At 38.8% G+C, this 17,688-nt stretch carries 19 protein-coding genes and 2 pseudogenes; 11 read left to right on the top strand and 10 right to left on the bottom strand.

Annotation, left to right across the window (positions count from 1 at the left end; all coding sequences use genetic code 11):
- Nucleotides 1-97: 97 nt before the first annotated feature.
- From VB797_RS16260 to VB797_RS16250, 3 genes are all read right to left on the bottom strand, one after another.
- On the bottom strand, nt 98-2,770 hold the full coding sequence (locus VB797_RS16260; RefSeq protein ID WP_323238751.1) for an MGH1-like glycoside hydrolase domain-containing protein: 2,673 nt from the start codon (nt 2,768-2,770) through the stop codon (nt 98-100).
- A 137-nt stretch (nt 2,771-2,907) separates the two neighbouring features.
- Complete coding sequence (locus tag VB797_RS16255) at nt 2,908-3,513, bottom strand: fasciclin domain-containing protein (RefSeq protein ID WP_323238750.1); 606 nt, start codon at nt 3,511-3,513, stop codon at nt 2,908-2,910.
- A gap of 53 nt (nt 3,514-3,566) precedes the next feature.
- Nucleotides 3,567-4,253 carry a hypothetical protein gene (locus VB797_RS16250; protein WP_323238749.1) on the bottom strand — a complete coding sequence of 229 codons (687 nt, stop codon included), beginning with the start codon at nt 4,251-4,253 and terminating at the stop codon, nt 3,567-3,569.
- Between the two features lie 355 nt (nt 4,254-4,608).
- Here VB797_RS16250 and VB797_RS16245 point away from each other — a divergent pair, with 355 nt between their 5' ends.
- On the top strand, nt 4,609-4,866 hold the full coding sequence (locus tag VB797_RS16245; protein WP_323238748.1) for a hypothetical protein: 258 nt from the start codon (nt 4,609-4,611) through the stop codon (nt 4,864-4,866).
- 139 nt (nt 4,867-5,005) lie between these two features.
- Here VB797_RS16245 and VB797_RS16240 read toward each other — a convergent pair whose 3' ends face one another.
- The 7 genes from VB797_RS16240 to VB797_RS16210 form a co-directional block, all read right to left on the bottom strand.
- Nucleotides 5,006-6,415, bottom strand: a complete 1,410-nt coding sequence (locus VB797_RS16240; protein WP_323238747.1) for a hypothetical protein — start codon at nt 6,413-6,415, stop codon at nt 5,006-5,008.
- 174 nt (nt 6,416-6,589) lie between these two features.
- Nucleotides 6,590-6,727 carry a hypothetical protein gene (locus VB797_RS16235; RefSeq protein ID WP_323238791.1) on the bottom strand — a complete coding sequence of 46 codons (138 nt, stop codon included), beginning with the start codon at nt 6,725-6,727 and terminating at the stop codon, nt 6,590-6,592.
- Between the two features lie 47 nt (nt 6,728-6,774).
- The gene (locus VB797_RS16230) at nt 6,775-8,118 is read right to left on the bottom strand and encodes a ferric reductase-like transmembrane domain-containing protein (protein ID WP_323238746.1); all 1,344 of its coding nucleotides are present in this window, start codon (nt 8,116-8,118) and stop codon (nt 6,775-6,777) included.
- Nucleotides 8,119-8,131: 13 nt separating this feature from the next.
- A complete protein-coding gene (locus VB797_RS16225) occupies nt 8,132-8,947 on the bottom strand; it encodes a superoxide dismutase (protein ID WP_323238745.1) in 816 nt (271 codons plus the stop codon).
- Between the two features lie 73 nt (nt 8,948-9,020).
- Entirely contained in the window at nt 9,021-9,371 is a 351-nt protein-coding gene (locus tag VB797_RS16220; protein ID WP_323238744.1) for a phage holin family protein, read from the bottom strand.
- A 140-nt stretch (nt 9,372-9,511) separates the two neighbouring features.
- On the bottom strand, nt 9,512-10,516 hold the full coding sequence (locus VB797_RS16215) for a TIGR00341 family protein (protein WP_323238743.1): 1,005 nt from the start codon (nt 10,514-10,516) through the stop codon (nt 9,512-9,514).
- A gap of 274 nt (nt 10,517-10,790) precedes the next feature.
- Complete coding sequence (locus VB797_RS16210; protein ID WP_323238742.1) at nt 10,791-10,970, bottom strand: hypothetical protein; 180 nt, start codon at nt 10,968-10,970, stop codon at nt 10,791-10,793.
- 277 nt (nt 10,971-11,247) lie between these two features.
- On the opposite strand from VB797_RS16210, the gene VB797_RS16205 reads away from it, so the two are divergent.
- From VB797_RS16205 to VB797_RS16160, 10 genes and pseudogenes are all read left to right on the top strand, one after another.
- Nucleotides 11,248-11,583: a helix-turn-helix transcriptional regulator gene (locus VB797_RS16205; protein WP_323238741.1), complete on the top strand. Its 336-nt coding sequence runs from the start codon at nt 11,248-11,250 to the stop codon at nt 11,581-11,583.
- A 583-nt stretch (nt 11,584-12,166) separates the two neighbouring features.
- A pseudogene (locus tag VB797_RS16200) lies at nt 12,167-12,583 on the top strand (Uma2 family endonuclease); the annotation flags it as partial.
- A 141-nt stretch (nt 12,584-12,724) separates the two neighbouring features.
- Nucleotides 12,725-13,084, top strand: coding sequence for a hypothetical protein (locus VB797_RS16195; protein ID WP_323238739.1), 360 nt, complete (start codon nt 12,725-12,727; stop codon nt 13,082-13,084).
- Nucleotides 13,084-13,485, top strand: a complete 402-nt coding sequence (locus VB797_RS16190) for an HNH endonuclease signature motif containing protein (protein WP_323238738.1) — start codon at nt 13,084-13,086, stop codon at nt 13,483-13,485. The genes VB797_RS16195 and VB797_RS16190 overlap by 1 nt, the downstream gene beginning before the upstream one ends.
- 71 nt (nt 13,486-13,556) lie before the next feature.
- Nucleotides 13,557-14,243 carry a Uma2 family endonuclease gene (locus tag VB797_RS16185; RefSeq protein WP_323238736.1) on the top strand — a complete coding sequence of 229 codons (687 nt, stop codon included), beginning with the start codon at nt 13,557-13,559 and terminating at the stop codon, nt 14,241-14,243.
- A 366-nt stretch (nt 14,244-14,609) separates the two neighbouring features.
- A complete protein-coding gene (locus VB797_RS16180) occupies nt 14,610-14,837 on the top strand; it encodes a hypothetical protein (RefSeq protein ID WP_323238734.1) in 228 nt (75 codons plus the stop codon).
- The gene (locus VB797_RS16175) at nt 14,806-15,231 is read left to right on the top strand and encodes a hypothetical protein (protein WP_323238732.1); all 426 of its coding nucleotides are present in this window, start codon (nt 14,806-14,808) and stop codon (nt 15,229-15,231) included. Before VB797_RS16180 ends, VB797_RS16175 begins: the two co-directional genes overlap by 32 nt.
- Before the next feature lie 536 nt (nt 15,232-15,767).
- A pseudogene (locus VB797_RS16170) lies at nt 15,768-15,986 on the top strand (reverse transcriptase N-terminal domain-containing protein); the annotation flags it as partial.
- Between the two features lie 596 nt (nt 15,987-16,582).
- Nucleotides 16,583-17,020 (top strand): reverse transcriptase N-terminal domain-containing protein, encoded by a 438-nt coding sequence (locus tag VB797_RS16165; protein ID WP_323238731.1) that lies wholly within the window; start codon nt 16,583-16,585, stop codon nt 17,018-17,020.
- A gap of 179 nt (nt 17,021-17,199) precedes the next feature.
- Complete coding sequence (locus tag VB797_RS16160; RefSeq protein ID WP_323238730.1) at nt 17,200-17,664, top strand: hypothetical protein; 465 nt, start codon at nt 17,200-17,202, stop codon at nt 17,662-17,664.
- Nucleotides 17,665-17,688 lie beyond the last annotated feature (24 nt).

Raw genomic sequence — 17,688 nt, 5'->3', positions numbered from 1 at the left:
AGATAGAATAATTCTCTTCACTTCCTTTCTGGCAGAAGATTACAACAATTCGCAATTGAAATCATTGATTTCTTTCCTGACTAAAGTCGAGGAAATTCTAATGTAGTTGAGAAATAATCACACGGTTAGTATTTTCTGGTTGTGAAGGAACTCCACAGGAATGGATTAAAGTTGCTACTAAACCCGTCCAACCTGTTTGATGATTGGCTCCGAGTCCAGCACCATTATCGCCGTGAAAGTACTCATAAAACAAAATCAAATCGCGCCAGTGGGCATTGGTTTGGAACAAACAATTACCACCATGAACCGGACGATATCCAGCTTCCGAGCGCAAAAAGATATTCATCAACCTATGGGATAACTCGGTTGCGACTTCTTTCAAGGTCATAAATTGACCAGAACCAGTAGGACATTCAACTTTGAAATCATCCCCCAGGTAGTCATAGAATTTTGCTAAAGATTCAATCATCAAGTAATTCATCGGAAACCAAACTGGACCGCGCCAGTTAGAATTTCCACCAAACATTCCATTAGTTGATTCTGCGGGTTCGTAATTAACAGAATGCTTTTGTCCATCAACTTCAAATATATAGGGATGGTCAGCATGAAATCTGGAGACAGAGCGGATACCATGAGGACTTAAAAACTCAGTTTCATCTAGCATTTTTTGCAGAATTGATTTAAGCTTTTCTGGGCTGACAATGGAGAGCAATCGTCTAGCTTCACTTCCCGTAGTTTCTAAAGAAGCAATATTTTTTTGTAAATTAGGACGGTTTTTGATAAACCATTCAAACCGTTTTCTAAAGCCAGGAAAAGCTTGTAAAATATTTGCTTCCAAAGTTTCTACTGCAAACAAAGGAACTAAACCCACCATTGAACGAACTTTCAAATGCAGACGCTCGTCATGGGGTAAATGCAATACATCATAGTAAAATTGGTCAGTATCATCCCACAGGTGAATATTAGTTTCACCGATGTGATTCATGGCATCGGCAATATACAAGAAATGCTCAAAAAATTTACTCGCAATATCTTCATAGACAGGATTAGTTTTAGCAAGTTCTAGAGCAATTACTAACATATTCAAGGAATACATTCCCATCCAACTGGTACCGTCAGATTGCTCTAAATAACCTCCTGTAGGTAGTTCAGCACTGCGGTCAAAAATACCGATGTTATCTAAACCTAAAAAACCTCCTTGAAAGACATTATTTCCATTATTGTCTTTACGGTTAACCCACCATGTAAAATTGAGCAGTAGTTTTTGAAATACCCGTTCTAAAAAATCTGTATCGGTACGTCCGTATAACTCCTTTTCAATCTGATAAACTCGCCAGGTACCCCAAGCATGAACTGGGGGATTCACATCACTAAAATGCCACTCATAGGCAGGTATTTGTCCGTTAGGATGTAGATACCATTCTCGCGTTAATCTATCCATTTGGCGTTTGGCAAAATCTGGGTCAATCATTGCCAAAGGAATGACATGAAAAGCTAAATCCCAAGCAGCATACCAGGGAAATTCCCATTTGTCGGGCATGGAAATTATGTCATCATTATAAAGATGCATCCATTCTTGATTGCGAGCGTTATCTCGTTGAGGAGATGGTTGATTGGGGTCGCCATTTAACCAATCTTCTACTACATAGTAATAAAACTGTTTTGTCCATAACAAACCAGCAAAAGCTTGTCGTTGTACGCTACGAATATCTGCTGATAAATTAGCCGGAGAAATGTGTTGATAAAATTCGTCTGCTTCTTGTTTACGAAGATGCAAAGTGGTATCAAATTCTCTACCAAAAGGTTCTGTTAAATCGGCAGTGTTAGATAATCTGAGTCGAATAATTTGTGTTTCACCAGCGTCAATTTTTAACTGGTAATGAGTCGCTGCTTTTGTACCTTTTAGACTAGGATTTACTGCTTGAGTTTGCCCGGAAACAATGTAATCATTAATCCCATCTTTAACATAGGGGTAATGGTTTTCCGATCCAAATAATCGCTCGTAATTAGTTTCATTTTCAGTAAATAAAGTAGCTTGGCAATCTTGAAAATAAAGCCAGCGGTTTCCTAAAGAAGGGTGAAACGCATTGATGACATTTGAAGAATCCTGGATAATAATTGGCTTTTCACAGTTCTGTTGCCAAGACCAAGTATTGCGAAACCATAGCGTCGGTAAAATATGGAGAGTTTTGGCTTCAGAAGCACGATTGACAATGCTGATTTGAATCAGAATATCTTCAGGTGAGTGCTTGGCATATTCAACAAACACATCAAAGTATTCATTCTTATCAAAAATACCTGTGTCTATTAGTTCAAATTCTGGATCGTGGTAGCCCCGTTGTTGATTCTCTTCTACTAATTGCGTATAAGGAAATGCATTTTGGGAATATTTGTAGAGGTATTTCATGTAGGCATGAGACGGGGTATTGTCGAGATGAAAGTAATATTCTTTAACATCTTCCCCGTGATTTCCTTCGGGACCAGATAAACCAAATAACCGTTCCTTAAGGATTGGATCTGCACCGTTCCACAACGCGATCGCAAAACACAACCTTTGATGGTTATCGGAAATGCCAGCAATACCATCTTCCCCCCAACGATAAGCACGAGAGCGAGCGTGTTCGTGAGGAAAATAATCCCACGCTGTACCATCAGAACTGTAATCTTCGCGCACCGTTCCCCATTGGCGATCGCTCAAATAAGAACCCCATCTGCGCCAATATGCTTTACGGGTACGGTCTTCTTCCAATCTTTTTTCTTCTGCGGTCATATTCACACTTCCTTTAATTACAGTTATTACAGCAATGGTTTGAAAATTAATCCCATTTGATGTTCTACCCGTTATGTCATTGAGCGGGTCATTGTTTCTTTAGGAACCATAACAAACCAACTATCTATGTAAATTCTCTACTGAATAGTAGGTGGTAGAATTACTCGGTCGATTATATGGATGACTCCATTGCTGGCTTGAATATCTGGCTGGGTAACGCGAGCATCGTTGACTCTAACTTGGTTGGTAGCTTGGTCAACTTGAATGTTTACTGGGTTATTGTCAAGAGTCTGTATTTCTTGTGACTGGAGTTGGCTGGCAGTAAGCTTACCTGGAACAACATGATAAGTCAAAACCTGTCTGAGAAGTTGGCGATTTTCTGGTTGCAAGAGTCGCTGTCTGGTCGCCTCTGGAAGTGCCGCAAAGGCTTGATCTGAAGGTGCAAATAAGGTAAAAGGACCAGCATCATCTAACGTATCTTCTAAATCTGCCTCATCAATTAAATTCGCCAGTGTTTTTAATGAAGGGTTATCTTCTACAACATCGGCAATATCTTCATCCGTCGTTGCGATCGGGCTTGTTGGTGGTGTTGAAGTAATTGGTGGAACGGGTTCGGGTGTATTTACATCAACAGCAGGGGGTGGAGTTGTGGGAGGGACTTGAGCAGTATCGTTTTGCGTACAGGCGGCAATTACTGGTAGTAGTAGAATACTTGTCGCGATCGCAAATTTTTGAATCTTCATTTTTTCCTCGATATAGGTTTGTGTTGCAATAATATAGGCAGCATAAAACTTGTTTAGAAGTTGTAACCAACGCCTAACATTAGTCCAACTTCAGTGTCATTGATAAAACCAACATTGACACCTGCATTGGCAGTAAATTGAGGTGACAGAGGTACATCTACACCACCAGTCAGAAGAAAGCCAACGGTATTATCTTGACCTGTAGAAATTGCGGCTCCTCCACCAATATAGGGAGCAACACTTATTTGTTGAACACCTGTATCTGTAACTGACTCTACTGGAAAATCAAGAGTTAAAGGAATTAGAAAAACTGCATTATCACCAATTAAGGCACTAGGACGTACAGAAAAGTTATTAGTTAAACCAATTTTGCTGATTACAGAAAAAGAGCCTTCACTCAATGTAGTATCACCACCTAATCCAATATTGCCACCAACTCCAATGTAGCTAGAACCACCACGGGTTTCTCTACCAGGTGATATCGGTGCTGGTGTCTCGATTTGTGGTACTCGATCGGGTGATGGATCTGGTATTGGTGTAGGATATTGTTCTTGTGTGGGAGGAAGTATTTGCGCTTGCAAGTCGGTAGCATTTTGACTGATATTAATACCTGAATGTGTCGAGGTATCTTTGTAGACATTTTGTCCTTCTGAGGCATTTGCTCGAATGTTGCCAAAAGCAAAAATACCAGTTGTGATGCCTAAGATAGAAATAATGTGTTTGAGATAAAAAGTATTCATGGGTAATGATTGTGAATGGTAGGTTAAAAACAGTAATTAATTGCTTTTATTGTTATGTTCAATGATAAATGTGAATAAAAAGTGACAGGAATCTATTACTAGTCTTTTAAGAAAAAAATCAAGACAAAACATAAGCTTTTATTGGTCTAACTACAAAATAATTATAAAAAAACATCTTACAAACAGAATATATTTACGAGATGAAAATCTAACTTAAGTATTATGCTAAAAATAAAAATTGTTGAAATAAAATCACCACTAATCAAACTTCAGATAGATGTAAAAGTGTTTAAATTAGGTGAAGGTTAGTGAGAACTAGAACCTTTGTAAGAGAAACCAAGCATATTCAGGTTCAATGCTAGTTCAGATTTATAAAATCAAAATTGCAAGTAATTTAGGAGGAAAAAAAATGCGTTATCTTCTGATTCTTACAATGCTAATCTGCATCCTACTGTCGAGTTGTGAGTTCTTTACTCCTCATACCAGTGATGCACTTTCTCAGACAAAGCAATTGAAAGAACTTGAGAAGCAAACCCAGCAAATTGAAAAACAGACAGATGCACTGGAAAGTTTAGCAAAGTCAACTGAAAAAATTGCTAATCCTCAAAAATAATTTACGTGTCTGCTTTTCTGAGACAACAACAGTAAATTAACTTAAACTTTATGGCAATGGAAACTGAATCCCGCAGCCCACCCGATCAAAACCCAATTTTGGTATTATCGTATAGGCTTATCGTAATAGAACTTTTATATTATCTAGAAATGATTTGATGAATCTGGCTTGCTTCTTCTAATATTTTTTCAACCCCAGAATAATTAATGCCTTTGACATAATTAATTTTTATTTCTTCTAGCATATCGATTAGTAAAGATTGAAGTTCTTGAATATTATGCTTTTTCTGTATTTCATCCTCTAGCACATCACGAAAGTTTGTAATTAGATTAGAAGTAAGTTCTCCTACAACTGGGTCTGAAATTGCTTTAATTAAATTGTTACAAGCAGATTGAGATAAGTCATGAGCCAACTTTTCTGTTAATTGACTGGGTAAATGATTTAGACCGGGTATGTTTTGTACTTGTTGGTAAACGGGAGACTCGTTGAGAGTGCTGGCAATACTATGATGCATCAAGGCTTCTAGATGAGGCTGGATTTGAGGTAATACATCATAGATACTAATGTTGACTAAGCGAGTCGCAATAGCTTTTACCTCATTTATTTGATTTACTTGAACGTAAGGTTTGCGCGTTTCAGGATGAAATAACCAACGTGCCAAATCACCTTGACGAATCACATCTTGCATTTGGTCAATCGCTTGAATACCTACCATTTCAGTGATTTCCTCAGCAAAATTCACTGCAAAATCATGATTGAGTTGCGATCGCAATGGCTCAAGATTTAATAAATCGGCTTGGTAAAGACGAATAGTTACGGGGATGACTCGTAGCCAACGCCATTGAGGAAGTAACAAAAATAAATCATACCAGCGTCGTAGCATCGCTTCTAGCCAGTTTAATGAAGGATTGCGGCGACCGATATAAAAAGTACGTGCCAGAAATTCTAAAGCAAAAATGATTCCAAAAGGTAAATCAAGCACCCAGAAACGATTGACGAAATTGCCAAATCTATCAATATCACGATAGTAGTTACTATTAATTAAAGGTTTAATTTGAGAATTAAAAAAGTTGAGTTCTGATTGCCAACCCATCTCAGATAAATAAGTTTGACTCCAAAAAACATTAAAGGCATCTCTAGCAGATTGTTGATTTGTATGCAAGCGTATTTCATTTTTAATTTTTGCAAGAGTACCACTTTTATTCGCGACATCAAACGGATTATCCTCAATCAGGCGATGACTCAAGAAACGTAATTGACTAAGTTTACTTTCGGCTTGAGGTGAGTCCAAAGCAGTCTGCAAAACCTGTTCTTCTAATTGTGTAACTTTATTCAGGTAATTTTGCGTTTCCGGGTGGGGTTGAATACCTTTAATTAGGTCATATCGAACTATATTTGGTAATACTTGTAAATAGAAATCACGACCAGCTATATAGGTCAAATCAAAGAAGATTAAACATAGGTTTATTAGTGCTAAGATAGCAATCAATCTTTCAAACCAACGGTTACGAACGACGGTAGATGTTTTTATATCTATTTTTGATGTCATGATTAATCGAAAAAAAACTAATTTATTCTATCTTAAAATAAATTAGTTCTAAATGTTAATAAATAATTGGCTTGGGGAGTAGCATCCCAATGCAGGAACATTTACCAAAATTTAGGATTGGGATGCTCATGTTTAGATCATCTCCTTAATAAATGTGACATTTTTACTTATTTTTTACTTATTTAGAACAGGAGTATATAAAGAAGTGTTCGGTAAATTTCTTTCTTCTGGACTTGGACGGTATTGCAACCAGGCAAACAAAGCAGCAGTGCCAATAAAAATGAAGGTGATAGTTGCCACTACTTGAAGCATGATACTGTAACGCATAATAAAACTTTGGTTTTTTAGTTAAACACTATTTAAACAAGGTTGTAATGTTCCATATGAATATGGGTGACAGGTACTTCCAACTCGTGCAAGGCTTTCTCTACTTGATCCATCATTTTGGGTACAGCACAGATAAAGTAATTCCGAGTTGCAGGACGCTTGGGAATGTAGCGTTCCAGGATTTCCCGATCGACATATCCGCTTTCTCCCGACCAATCCTCTGGAGGTTTCCTAAGAACGTGAATAACTGTCAGGTCTAATTTGTCTTTTAAAGCTTCAATTTCTTCTCGGTAAGTTATATCTTCCCAAGTTTTATTCCCATAAATTAATAGTAGAGGACGCTCATCTTTACGTTGCGCTAAGGTAAAAAGTATACTCATAATTGGTGTGATACCTATACCTCCAGCAATAAAGACAAATCCGGCAGTATTCTCATAACGGTCTGTAGTGAAAACTCCATAGGGTCCATCAAGGTAAGCTTTAGTACCAGGTTTGACATCCTTGATTGTTTTGGTAAAATCTCCTAAAGCCTTAATGCCAAATTCAACGCGATCGCGATCTTCTGCACTTGAAGCAAAGGAAAATGGATGTTCCCGCATTCTAAATGGCGATATTTCTAAAGTCAGCCAAGCAAATTGACCGGGTTGGAAGTTAATTCCTGCGTGTCCTCTAGGACGCAAAACTAAATTCCAAACGTTACCTCGCTGAGGAATTGCGGCTTCTACTAAGTAAGTTTTTTTCTGCATAAAATAGGGTTTGACCAAGCGGACGTAAACTAATAGCCACAATGCAGCTAATGCAATACCAGTCCAAATAACTGCTTTCCAAAACAACCCCAGATAGTTACCTACACCCAGAACGTGTCCCAAAGCAAATCCAATAATAATAACCGCTAAGATCCCGTGAGCTATACGCCAAGGTTCGTAAGGAATGTTAAGCTGTTTGCGCCAAATGGAAGTGGCAATAATCGCAATTAGCGCCAAAGTAGCTATTACAGCCGCCCTTGCTCGCCACGGAGCTTCGATGAAATTCAATAATTGCAGTGTCTCTGGGTTATCTATAAACACAATGATTGGGTGAATCAAGATGAAAAAGAATGCAACTATTGAGGTATAGCGGTGAAATTGAAGAATTAAATCAACACCATATGAGGCTTCAACGCGGTTGATCCGGGCGGTTAAAGCAAATTGCATTGCCATCATTGCTAAACCGATAAAACCTAAAGCAGCGGAAAATTCTAGCCATACACTACGTACATCACTTGGTGTAGGTGGGTATAAAATTAGTACTAATAGAGGTAATAGGATAATTATGATATATGCACCTATCCAAGATGCCCCTATTACCACAGGATTTTTCATCAATAAACTTCTCATAGAAGCATACCTCCTAAGCTGGTTGCGATACAGATTGTAATCGTCTATTAATTTCTGACCAGTTCACCACATTCCACCAGTTATTAAGATACTCAGCACGGCGGTTCTGATATCTGAGGTAGTATGCATGTTCCCACACATCATTACCCATAATTGGATACAAGCCGTCAGCGATTGGGCTATCTTGATTGGGTGTAGTCACAATCTGGAGTTGATTTTGTGGGTTACGTACTAACCAAACCCATCCACTACCAAACCGATTTCCACCTTCTTCATTAAACTGTTTCTTAAAAGCATCAAAACTACCAAAAGTTTGATTTATTTGTTGAGCTATATCTCCTGTAGGTTCTCCACCACCGTTAGGACTCATAATTTGCCAGAGAATTGTGTGATTAAGATGACCACCACCGTTGTTGCGTACCGTTTCTCTAATATCCTCTGGGATACTATTTAAGTCGCGCAGCATCGCTTCTACGCTTTTATTTTGCAGTTCTGGATACTTCTGTAATGCTGCGTTGAGGTTTTTCACGTATGCAGCATGGTGTCTATCATGATGTAGTTTCATCGTTTCCGCATCAATGGCTTTTTCTAATGCGTTGTAAGCATAGGGTAATTTTGGTAGTTGTGCGGGAGAAGCACTTAGTTCCTTATCAGGATATGCTACAGCAGTAAGCTGGGTAGTAGCAGTTTCCTCTGCTACGGGTGTTGCTGTAGAAGTTTGTGATTCAACTATTGGTACTCTTTGACAAGCAAATAACAGAGAAATTAAAAAAAATCCTGTAAGAAAAAGTATAGATTTTTGCCGCCAAAACTTTCTGATTATCATCATTTTTTTTCCTCAAACTTTCCTCAAATTTAAAAACTTATGGTTCATCTTGATTAAAAAAATAGAAAGGTTGTTTTTAAGTAAGTGGTGCTGCGAGACTCAAGAGAATGGAATTAATAATAGAAAGAGCAATCGAACCAATCGTAGCGCTCCAAAAACCGTATCTTAAGCGAAACCCCGGTACTATAGCCGCTGATAATCCAAAAATGATTGAATTCAGAACAAAGAAAAATAAACCCAAAGTAAAGATAATAAATGGCAAAGTAAAAAAGGTTAACACGGGAAACAAAAGTGCATTTAATACCCCAAAAACTGCTGCGGTAATTAACGCTTTACTAAAGCTATCTATTTCTACTCCTATGGGTAGTTTAGAAATAATCAAAAAGCTGATAGCCGTTACGAACCAAGTAAGAATCAGCCCAACCATAAGAAAGACTCCTTATCAATGACATTTTCATTTCAGTCTAGTAGGTCGATATTTTTAGTATTGGTGATAAATGTGAAGAGAAAGTGAGCGGACTACCAAGCTCTCACCAAGTTCATATCAGCTAATTTTCCAACTTTAAATCATAAAGGATTGTCTCGCCGAACTTCCTCAATTTTACCAACTTCAAAAATCAAGGTGAAATGCTGACCCATTTCTTTTGCTAAAAATTGCTCTAAAAGTATAACTTGTGTTGGTGTTACAGGTTGCTTTGCCCTAACATTCAAACGCACTTCTGGCGGATTAGTTAACCAATTTACGCTGCTATCTAGCATTACCATCCGTTGAAAGGTAATAGTTCGATTTAGCAACGCTTGTCTAAGACTAGCTTCAAGCCTGTTTTGTCTAATTAACTCAACAAAACTTACGCTTAAGGGAATTAAAAGTATTGCTGTAAAAGCTAACGTCCATCCGAGGGCTTTTTTAGCACGTTTTAATGAAGTGCAACCTGTTAGTAAAAACGTCAGCATACAAGAAAGTGTAATTCCTAGTAAATTGGTCAAATAAAGTAGAGTTGCACCAACACTAAGTGATAAATTTAGTTGCGATAAACCCAAGCCAATTACACAAACTGGTGGCATTAGCGCCACTGCGATCGCAGTTCCGGCTAAACTTTCAGAAATTTTTGGCTGCACTTTTGCAAAACCACTAATTCCCCCAGCCGCTACAGCAATTCCTAAGTCTAGTAAAGTGGGTCGAGAACGGCTAATAATTTCACTGCTAAATTCTGGAAGCGCCACAAAGTAACTAATAAACCAAGCTAAAGCAATTGATAAAATAGTTCCGATGATAATAGCAGTTAACGCTTTACGAAATAAAACTGTATTTCCTTCTAAAGCTCCAAATGCTAGCCCTCGAACTGGTAACATTAAAGGCGCGATAATCATAGCACCAATAATCACAGCAGCACTATTAGAAAGTAATCCAAAGGTAGCGATTATACAAGAACCAATAATTAGCACGATGTAATTAATATTTATTGTTGATTCTTGTAAGATACTACTGCGTATTTTTTCTAACTGTTGTGGCGAAATTAGTCGTTTTTTAAAACGATTAAAACGATGGCGAATACCATTTATATCTTGCACGATCGGAAAACATTTTAGTTGTAAAATTAGGCACTATTTTATTAATATGCCTTAAATGTGACTCAAAAGTGATGGTACATCATAATGCCAGGTAATTAAATTGCCACTCTGCTTTCCTGGAGCAATATCTACCCGATTGGCAGGTCAATTTTCTGCTCTAACTATTCGAGTGCTTATTTCTCAGATTATTGGCTTTAATTTGCCCTAAAGGTCGTTCCAGGTATCCGCCCGTTTCCACTCCAACTCCAAGTTCCTGGATATGATAACATAGCCGTTACTCTTGAGATGAATATCGTTTCATCATCTCCTCAATTTCCATAACTTCTCCATCTGGTGTATAAACCAGACCTTCAGACATAGCAATCGCAATCCTTTCCTTCCTCGCCCATTCAAACCAAACACTCACATCATCCGTAACGGTATTTTTCGGTTTTTCCCTGCAGCCAATGAACATTATTTGCTGCATTTATTTGTGTCTATGAAATTTATTGATCGGGAGTTGCGCCTAAACTCTTCTCAATTTGTAGAAATTTTAGAGACGTGAGATAAATAAAGCTTTGGAACTTGCCTATGAGATAAAAACCTTCCTTAGAAGGCACAATCGGATTAGGAAACGCCAATCAAAGCTTGTTATCAAAACCAAACTGACGGCTTGAATACTCATGCCGTTAACAAATTCTTGTATAACTGAGCTGGTTGCTTGAACTCACAGTACAAAAATATATTGCCACATGACAACTGAAAGTGCAAATATAAAAGCAAAAAATATTAAAGAGGTAATTATGGTTCCAATCGAATGGGTTGTTATGCTTGGATGGAACGAAGAATGTGGAAGAAGTCTAAAAAGTATTAGAGGTAAGAAGTCTAGGCGCGAAATATCAGATATGCTCTCAGATGCAGGAGTTGAATGCTCCCAAGAATACATAAGAAAACTGGAGAATGGAGAAGCAGCGTCAGTCTCAACTAAAATTATTACAGCTATTGCCCAAATTCTTGATGTAGATTTGATTGAGATAATGTCAGATTTACGTGTAGAAGTTTCTAAAAAACTTTGTACTCCTAGTTGATATTTGTACTTTGAGTTGTTACTATAGATATGTAAAACAAAAGACGACCGCCTTAGCCTGGAAAACTTGTGCGATCGCCCTTTGAATCCTTACTCTAATCTATATTATGACGCATTTAAGCGATATTCCACAAGTGCTTAAAAGTGATAAGCACAAATTGCGTTTTCAAACCGCTACAGACTTGAAAACGAGCTATGAAAGCAGCATTAAAACAGTTGAGATATCGTTCTACGACCATGAAATCTACGCTAGCGACAAATTAATAGCTAGCATTACCCATGACCATAGTGATTTTGTAACTCAACCCTGGGTAGTAATAATAAATGATGTAGAAATCCACCGAGCAAATACTTGGATGAGGTGCTACGACTACATAATATGGCACTTCAAGCGAGGAACATTACCGAAACAGCAGCAAGAAGTAGAGCCAGTTAATACTGATAACGAGCAGATGGCGCAGATTGCTACTGAATGTAAAAAGTTTGGATTTTACCTATGGGACGATCTGGGTATTTACTACAAATCGGTGAAGCTAGGTGAAGTCGGTTGTACTGACGGTAAATGGTGGGTAGTAAGAGCATGCCTTACCGGACAACTAGATCGCTGGTACGAAGAAAACAAAAATTTGGGTAAAGCTTTTGATTCTTCTACTGGCTTTATTTTACCTAACGGTGCGACTCGCTCCCCGGATGCTTCATGGGTTAGTCAAAAACGTTGGGATGCACTGAGTGCAGGATAAAAAGGCACTTTTGCTAACATTTGCTTTGATTTTGTCGTTGAATTACGGTCTAGCTCAGATAAGCTTGAGTCGTTACAAGCGAAGATGAAAGAGTATATTGATAATGGTGCTTTCTTGGGCTGGTTACTTGACCCACAGCATCGACGTGTAGAAATTTATCGACCGGGTTTCGCTTAGTCCGTGTTAGAGAATCCCGATTCGCTGTCTGGAGAAGAAGTATTGCCGGGTTTTGTGTTGAATTTGCGTCGGGTATGGGGTTAGGAACTACTCCTATCCCCCACTTTCGATTCCCGAAGTTATCAAGGAAGTGAGGGAGAAATTTCTAGCCAGTAATCTTATAAGCGCGTTGGGAATAGTATTTAAATTATAATGAGCTTTAAACTTGCGTAGGGTAGGCAGAATATGACAACAGTAGCAATTTTACCCATTTACGATGACAGTGGTAATAAATCCTACCGTGCCATTGCAGGCAATAAACATTCAATTGGTAAAACTGCTGGACAAGCGTTGGATGCTTTAACTGCCGAATTAGGTGAAAATGAATTTAGTGCATTATTATTACTTCAAAGTTTTCGTCCCGACCAATTCTTTGGAACACAACAAATTTCTCGTTTATCCGAGTTAATGGATATGTGGAGAACTGCACACTCTCAAGGGCGATCGCTCTCACCTGAAATACAAGCTGAATTAGATAATCTTGTTGAAGCAGAACTTAAAGCAGCAACCAATCGAACTGCATTTCTATTACAACAACCAAACTAATGAATCCAAATTATACATTGGTTGCGAATAGGGCTAATCATCGATGCGAATACTGCTATGCCCCGGAACTTGTTTTTAATTTTCCCTTCGAGGTTGAGCATATCATACCACTCAGTAGACAAGGTAAAGATACCAATGAAAATTTAGCTCTTGCCTGTCGTTCTTGCAATCTACGTAAAAGTAACCGTATAAGTGGAATTGATTCGGAATCAAACACCGAAGTTCGTTTATTTCATCCAAGACTTGACCAATGGAAGGAACATTTTCAAGCGGATGCGACTTCTGGAATAATTATAGGTATGACTTCAATTGGACGAACTACGGTAAGTAGTTTGGAGATGAATAGTCAACCGCAAGTTACGGCACGGCTGCTTTGGATTCGTTTGGGTATATTCCCATAAAATGTTTATGTTAACCGCAGCAAGTTAAATTTAATTGTGATAATAAAACTGAAGCCACATTAGTAACAGCTATGCCTTCAGATAAATCTAAACTCATAGAGCTACCAAGTACCGACGAATTAGCTTGCTCGGATGATATTCCAGTGGATAACGAAGACCAAAATTTTCTGCCCAATATTCTACTGTTCTTACTTAACTCAATTTGGGCGAACCGCATTGATTGGTTTTTCGGCGTAGATATGGCAATTTACCATACAGCAGGGGTTAATCCAAGAGTACCTGTAGTCCCAGATGGATTTCTCAGTTTGGGAGTAGAACGTAAAAAAGGTGGAAAATCTCGGAGGAGCTACGCTGTCTGGGAAGAAGATGAGGTAGTCCCGACATTAGCGTTAGAAATCGTATCGTACACTCCAGGCAACGAATATGATGAAAAATTAGAAATTTATCGAAAACTTGGCGTACTTTATTACGTAATCTACAATCGAGAATATTGGCAACGCGACCGACATCAACCGCTTGAAATTTACAAGTTGGTAGATAGTAATTACCAACTACAAATAAGCGAACCATTATGGATGCCAGAAGTTGATTTAGGTATTGGCAGACATCAAGGTGTTATTGCTGGAATTCAACAGGAGTTTTTGTCCTGGTATGACGAAAGTGGAAATCGCTATTTGACGGCAGAAGAAAGAGCAGATAATTTAGCACAACATCTACGTTCTCTTGGCATTGACCCGTCGAATTTACCCAGTAATTAGAAATTTACTTTCATCAAATTACAGCGCCAAAACTCTTCGTCCTGGTGTTTTTTTTAGCAGATTAGCTACCGAATAATTACGTATAACCTTGTACACAAACGGATATTTTATTGTTTAATAAAAGTAATTAAATACTTTAACTAAATGAAACTGTTTATTTAGTTAAACATCAGAATGACTGTAAACAAACCTACAGATTGATTCATGAAATATGTACACAAACTTTACACTCAGTCGTCTTTAGCTAAAGAATTGAACGTCAGCACTACAACCGTTAGAAACTGGTGCAAGCTAGCTGACATCAAAATCCCAAAAAGAAGAAGCTTTTTCAGTTGCTTCGATTTAGAGCTATTAGCTTGTTTTTAGGTGGCTAATCGATTTCTAAGAGTCGGTCAGTTCGATTATCTACAAGAAGTAGTTAACAGAGGAGGATTGAAATTATATGTTCAAGAAGTTCGACGGACTGACTTGTATCGCTTCTTAACTGAGTTCTTAACCCCCCAAGAGCAAGACTCTTTTTTCGTAAAAATTCTGATTGAAAAATTAATCGAGGAGAAAAGCAATGAATCTGTCAACAGCGGTGCAGCAGCTTGAAATACCCGTTTCTGATTTCAAGGCTATTTGTCAAGTTTTAGATATTGCAATCGTCAATAATTCAATTAATGATAAAAGTTTCACTGAGGTCAAAGTATTTGTTAACGCTTGTAAAGAAAGAAATGTGAGCATTCTTGAAGGTATTCAAGAAGTAGTCCGATTGAAGCAGGATGCACAAACTCAACAAAAAACTTCGGGTGAAAGATTTAATTTAGAGGACTTCTTTAAACAACGCATCGGCACCTCGCCAGAAGAGTTAAATCCTGGCAGCTATCATTATGACCTTTATCAGCTGCTATTAAAATCTCAATCAATTTCTCAGGTTGGCTATGCATTGTTTAGAGAGGCGTTTCTACGTCAAACTCAGGACTTAATCATGGTGCGGCTCGTTTAACGTAGGAACCCTTAGAAACTAAGGGAGTATGACGTTAGTAAAGTTACAAAACAACTTTATGACTGTTTCTCAGATGTGGGTGAAAGTCCCACCGCTCAAGGGTTAGTTGACTCCCTACCTGACCACACCGAGTAAGAACTTTGACACTTACAGAGTGAAGCTGGTACCAGGACGCAATCAGAGCCTAAGCAGGTAAGGTACACTGGCGTTAATGGGGGGATGACATGGGTAAACAAGTCCTAGAAAAATGTCTAAAAGTCGGGCTGTAACCTGGAAAACAAAATATAGACCTCATTCTTGAACTCTCACGGCAGATTCATGATTCTAGCCGTAAACCCTGAGAGAAGGATAGGCAAATTGGACTGCCCTAAATCATCAAAACAATCTGAGTTACGGAACGAGTAAAAACGTGTGTAAGGTCTGGGAAAAGGTCGAAAATCCCGGTAGATGGTCAAGCATAACAATCCCTTCACACGGGTAGGATGTAGGCGGAAACTGCCTACGGGATGAAAGAATACGCTCACAAGGAGTAAAGCATGATTAGGCACAGTAAGATTACTAGTGAATCTTGGAAGACGCTCACATGGAAGAAATTCCGCCGAGACTTATTCCGCTTACAAATTAGAGTGTACAAAGCTGTTAGAGCAGGTAACAAGCGCAAAGCTAGGTCACTGCAAAAGCTTATTCTTCGTTCCCGTGCGGCTAGATTCTTGGCTATTCGTCAGGTCGCGCAGCTAAATCAGGGTAGTGCGACCTGAAAGGTCAACTAAATTGGGACTCCGAAGTCTCTCTGGGCTTTCTACCCCAGACCTCCGTAGAGTATTCCGTATTTTAACGGTACGTCACTCCCCTCGTAGGTAACGAAACAGTCGGAGTGCAGACGCTAAAAGTAGCCATAGCTGCCAGGGTTAGGCAGTGAGGAGCAAGGGGGAAGGATGTAGAAGGATGAACACGGTCTAAGGTATTGATTAAATCACGTCACTTTAGAACGAGCTAAATAACTCCTGAGAAGCTCGAACCAAAATGGTAAATAGGTGGTTGTTATGTTTTCCTTTCATAACAACGTAGAAACACAATTCCTATCGTGAAATAGATACCCACTCCAACTACGTCGAAAACTTTAGGTGATACAACAGGAAAAGCCCTACAGAGTCTAGAAAACGGTCGAATTTTCTAGTAAGCCGAGAGTAATCGAAGCCTAACTCTCTGGAGGGTAAGGGATGAGTGAAAAAGCGAATGCCATCTTGTAACGAGGTGGATAGGGGTTCAAAATTTGCCCCTGACCGAAAGGAAAGCAGAATTCACTTGGGTCATATACGAAAGTGAAACTTATCTTTGAGAACGAATCCTTATGAAAAGTTTGATACATCAAACTGATGTAAATGGACATAGGAAACAACTTTCAAACTGGAACCAAATCAACTGGAAGAAAGCAAGAAAGATTGTTAGTAACTTGAGAAAGCAGATATTTCGTGCCAGAAAACTTGGGCAATGGAAGCAACTCAGAAGATTGCAGAAATTGTTATTAAAATCTTACGCTAATTTATTACTTGCAGTACGACAAATTACTCAACATAATCACGGCAGGAAAACAGCAGGAGTAGATAAGGAGGTATTTGATACTCCTGAAAAACGAGTAAAACTTGTCAACAGTTGGAGAAAAGTTAAAGCATCTCCGGCTAGGAGAGTTTATATACCCAAATCTAACGGCAAGAAACGTCCCCTTGGTATTGCGACCATTGGGGATAGAGTCATGCAAGTTATAGTTAAAAACTCCCTTGAACCCTAATATCCAGCGGTGGAAGCGCACATCCTTCGGTATCACGTTTGTACACCGATGTTCTAGGTAATTGCTAATTCAGCTTTCGTTAGCAATACACCCCGACCTAGGAGCGATGAGTAATGAACTCATCCAAGGATATGAGTAGGAACCTAAGTCGTTCTTTAAAAGTTCATCAGTGACGGAACATGGGATTGCCTACGGGACGAGAGTCCTATGGTGACGGAGTTCTAATAGTAGTCGTGGGAGTAATGCCCCACCAGGGAAAACGGGAGAACCGTTTACAAGGCGAAGTAGAACAGGTAATTGGATGTAACAGAAATCGAGAGGTACGCGAGATGCGGACAGCCGAAACGGTACTGAACATCATACGTGAACGCGGACAAAGTGGGTTGCCAGTAGAAAAAGTTTATCGACTACTATATAACCCAGATTTGTACTTACGTGCCTATGCCAAGCTAAACAGCAATGCAGGTACAATGACACCTGGCGCTACGTCCGAAACAGTGGATGGGATGTCTCTGGAGAAAATCAATACCATCATTGAAGCGCTCAGATACGAGCGTTATAGATGGACACCAGTAAGACGTATTTATATCCCAAAGAAAAACGGTAAACCCAGACCTCTTGGTATGCCTTCGAGGGGAGGATAAATTACTTCAAGAAGTTATTCGTTA

This window comes from Rivularia sp. UHCC 0363 (assembly GCF_034931125.1).
Lineage (GTDB): Bacteria > Cyanobacteriota > Cyanobacteriia > Cyanobacteriales > Nostocaceae > Rivularia.
The sequence above is the reverse complement of the archived record's forward strand: the minus strand, read 5'-3'. Positions and strand labels throughout refer to the sequence as shown.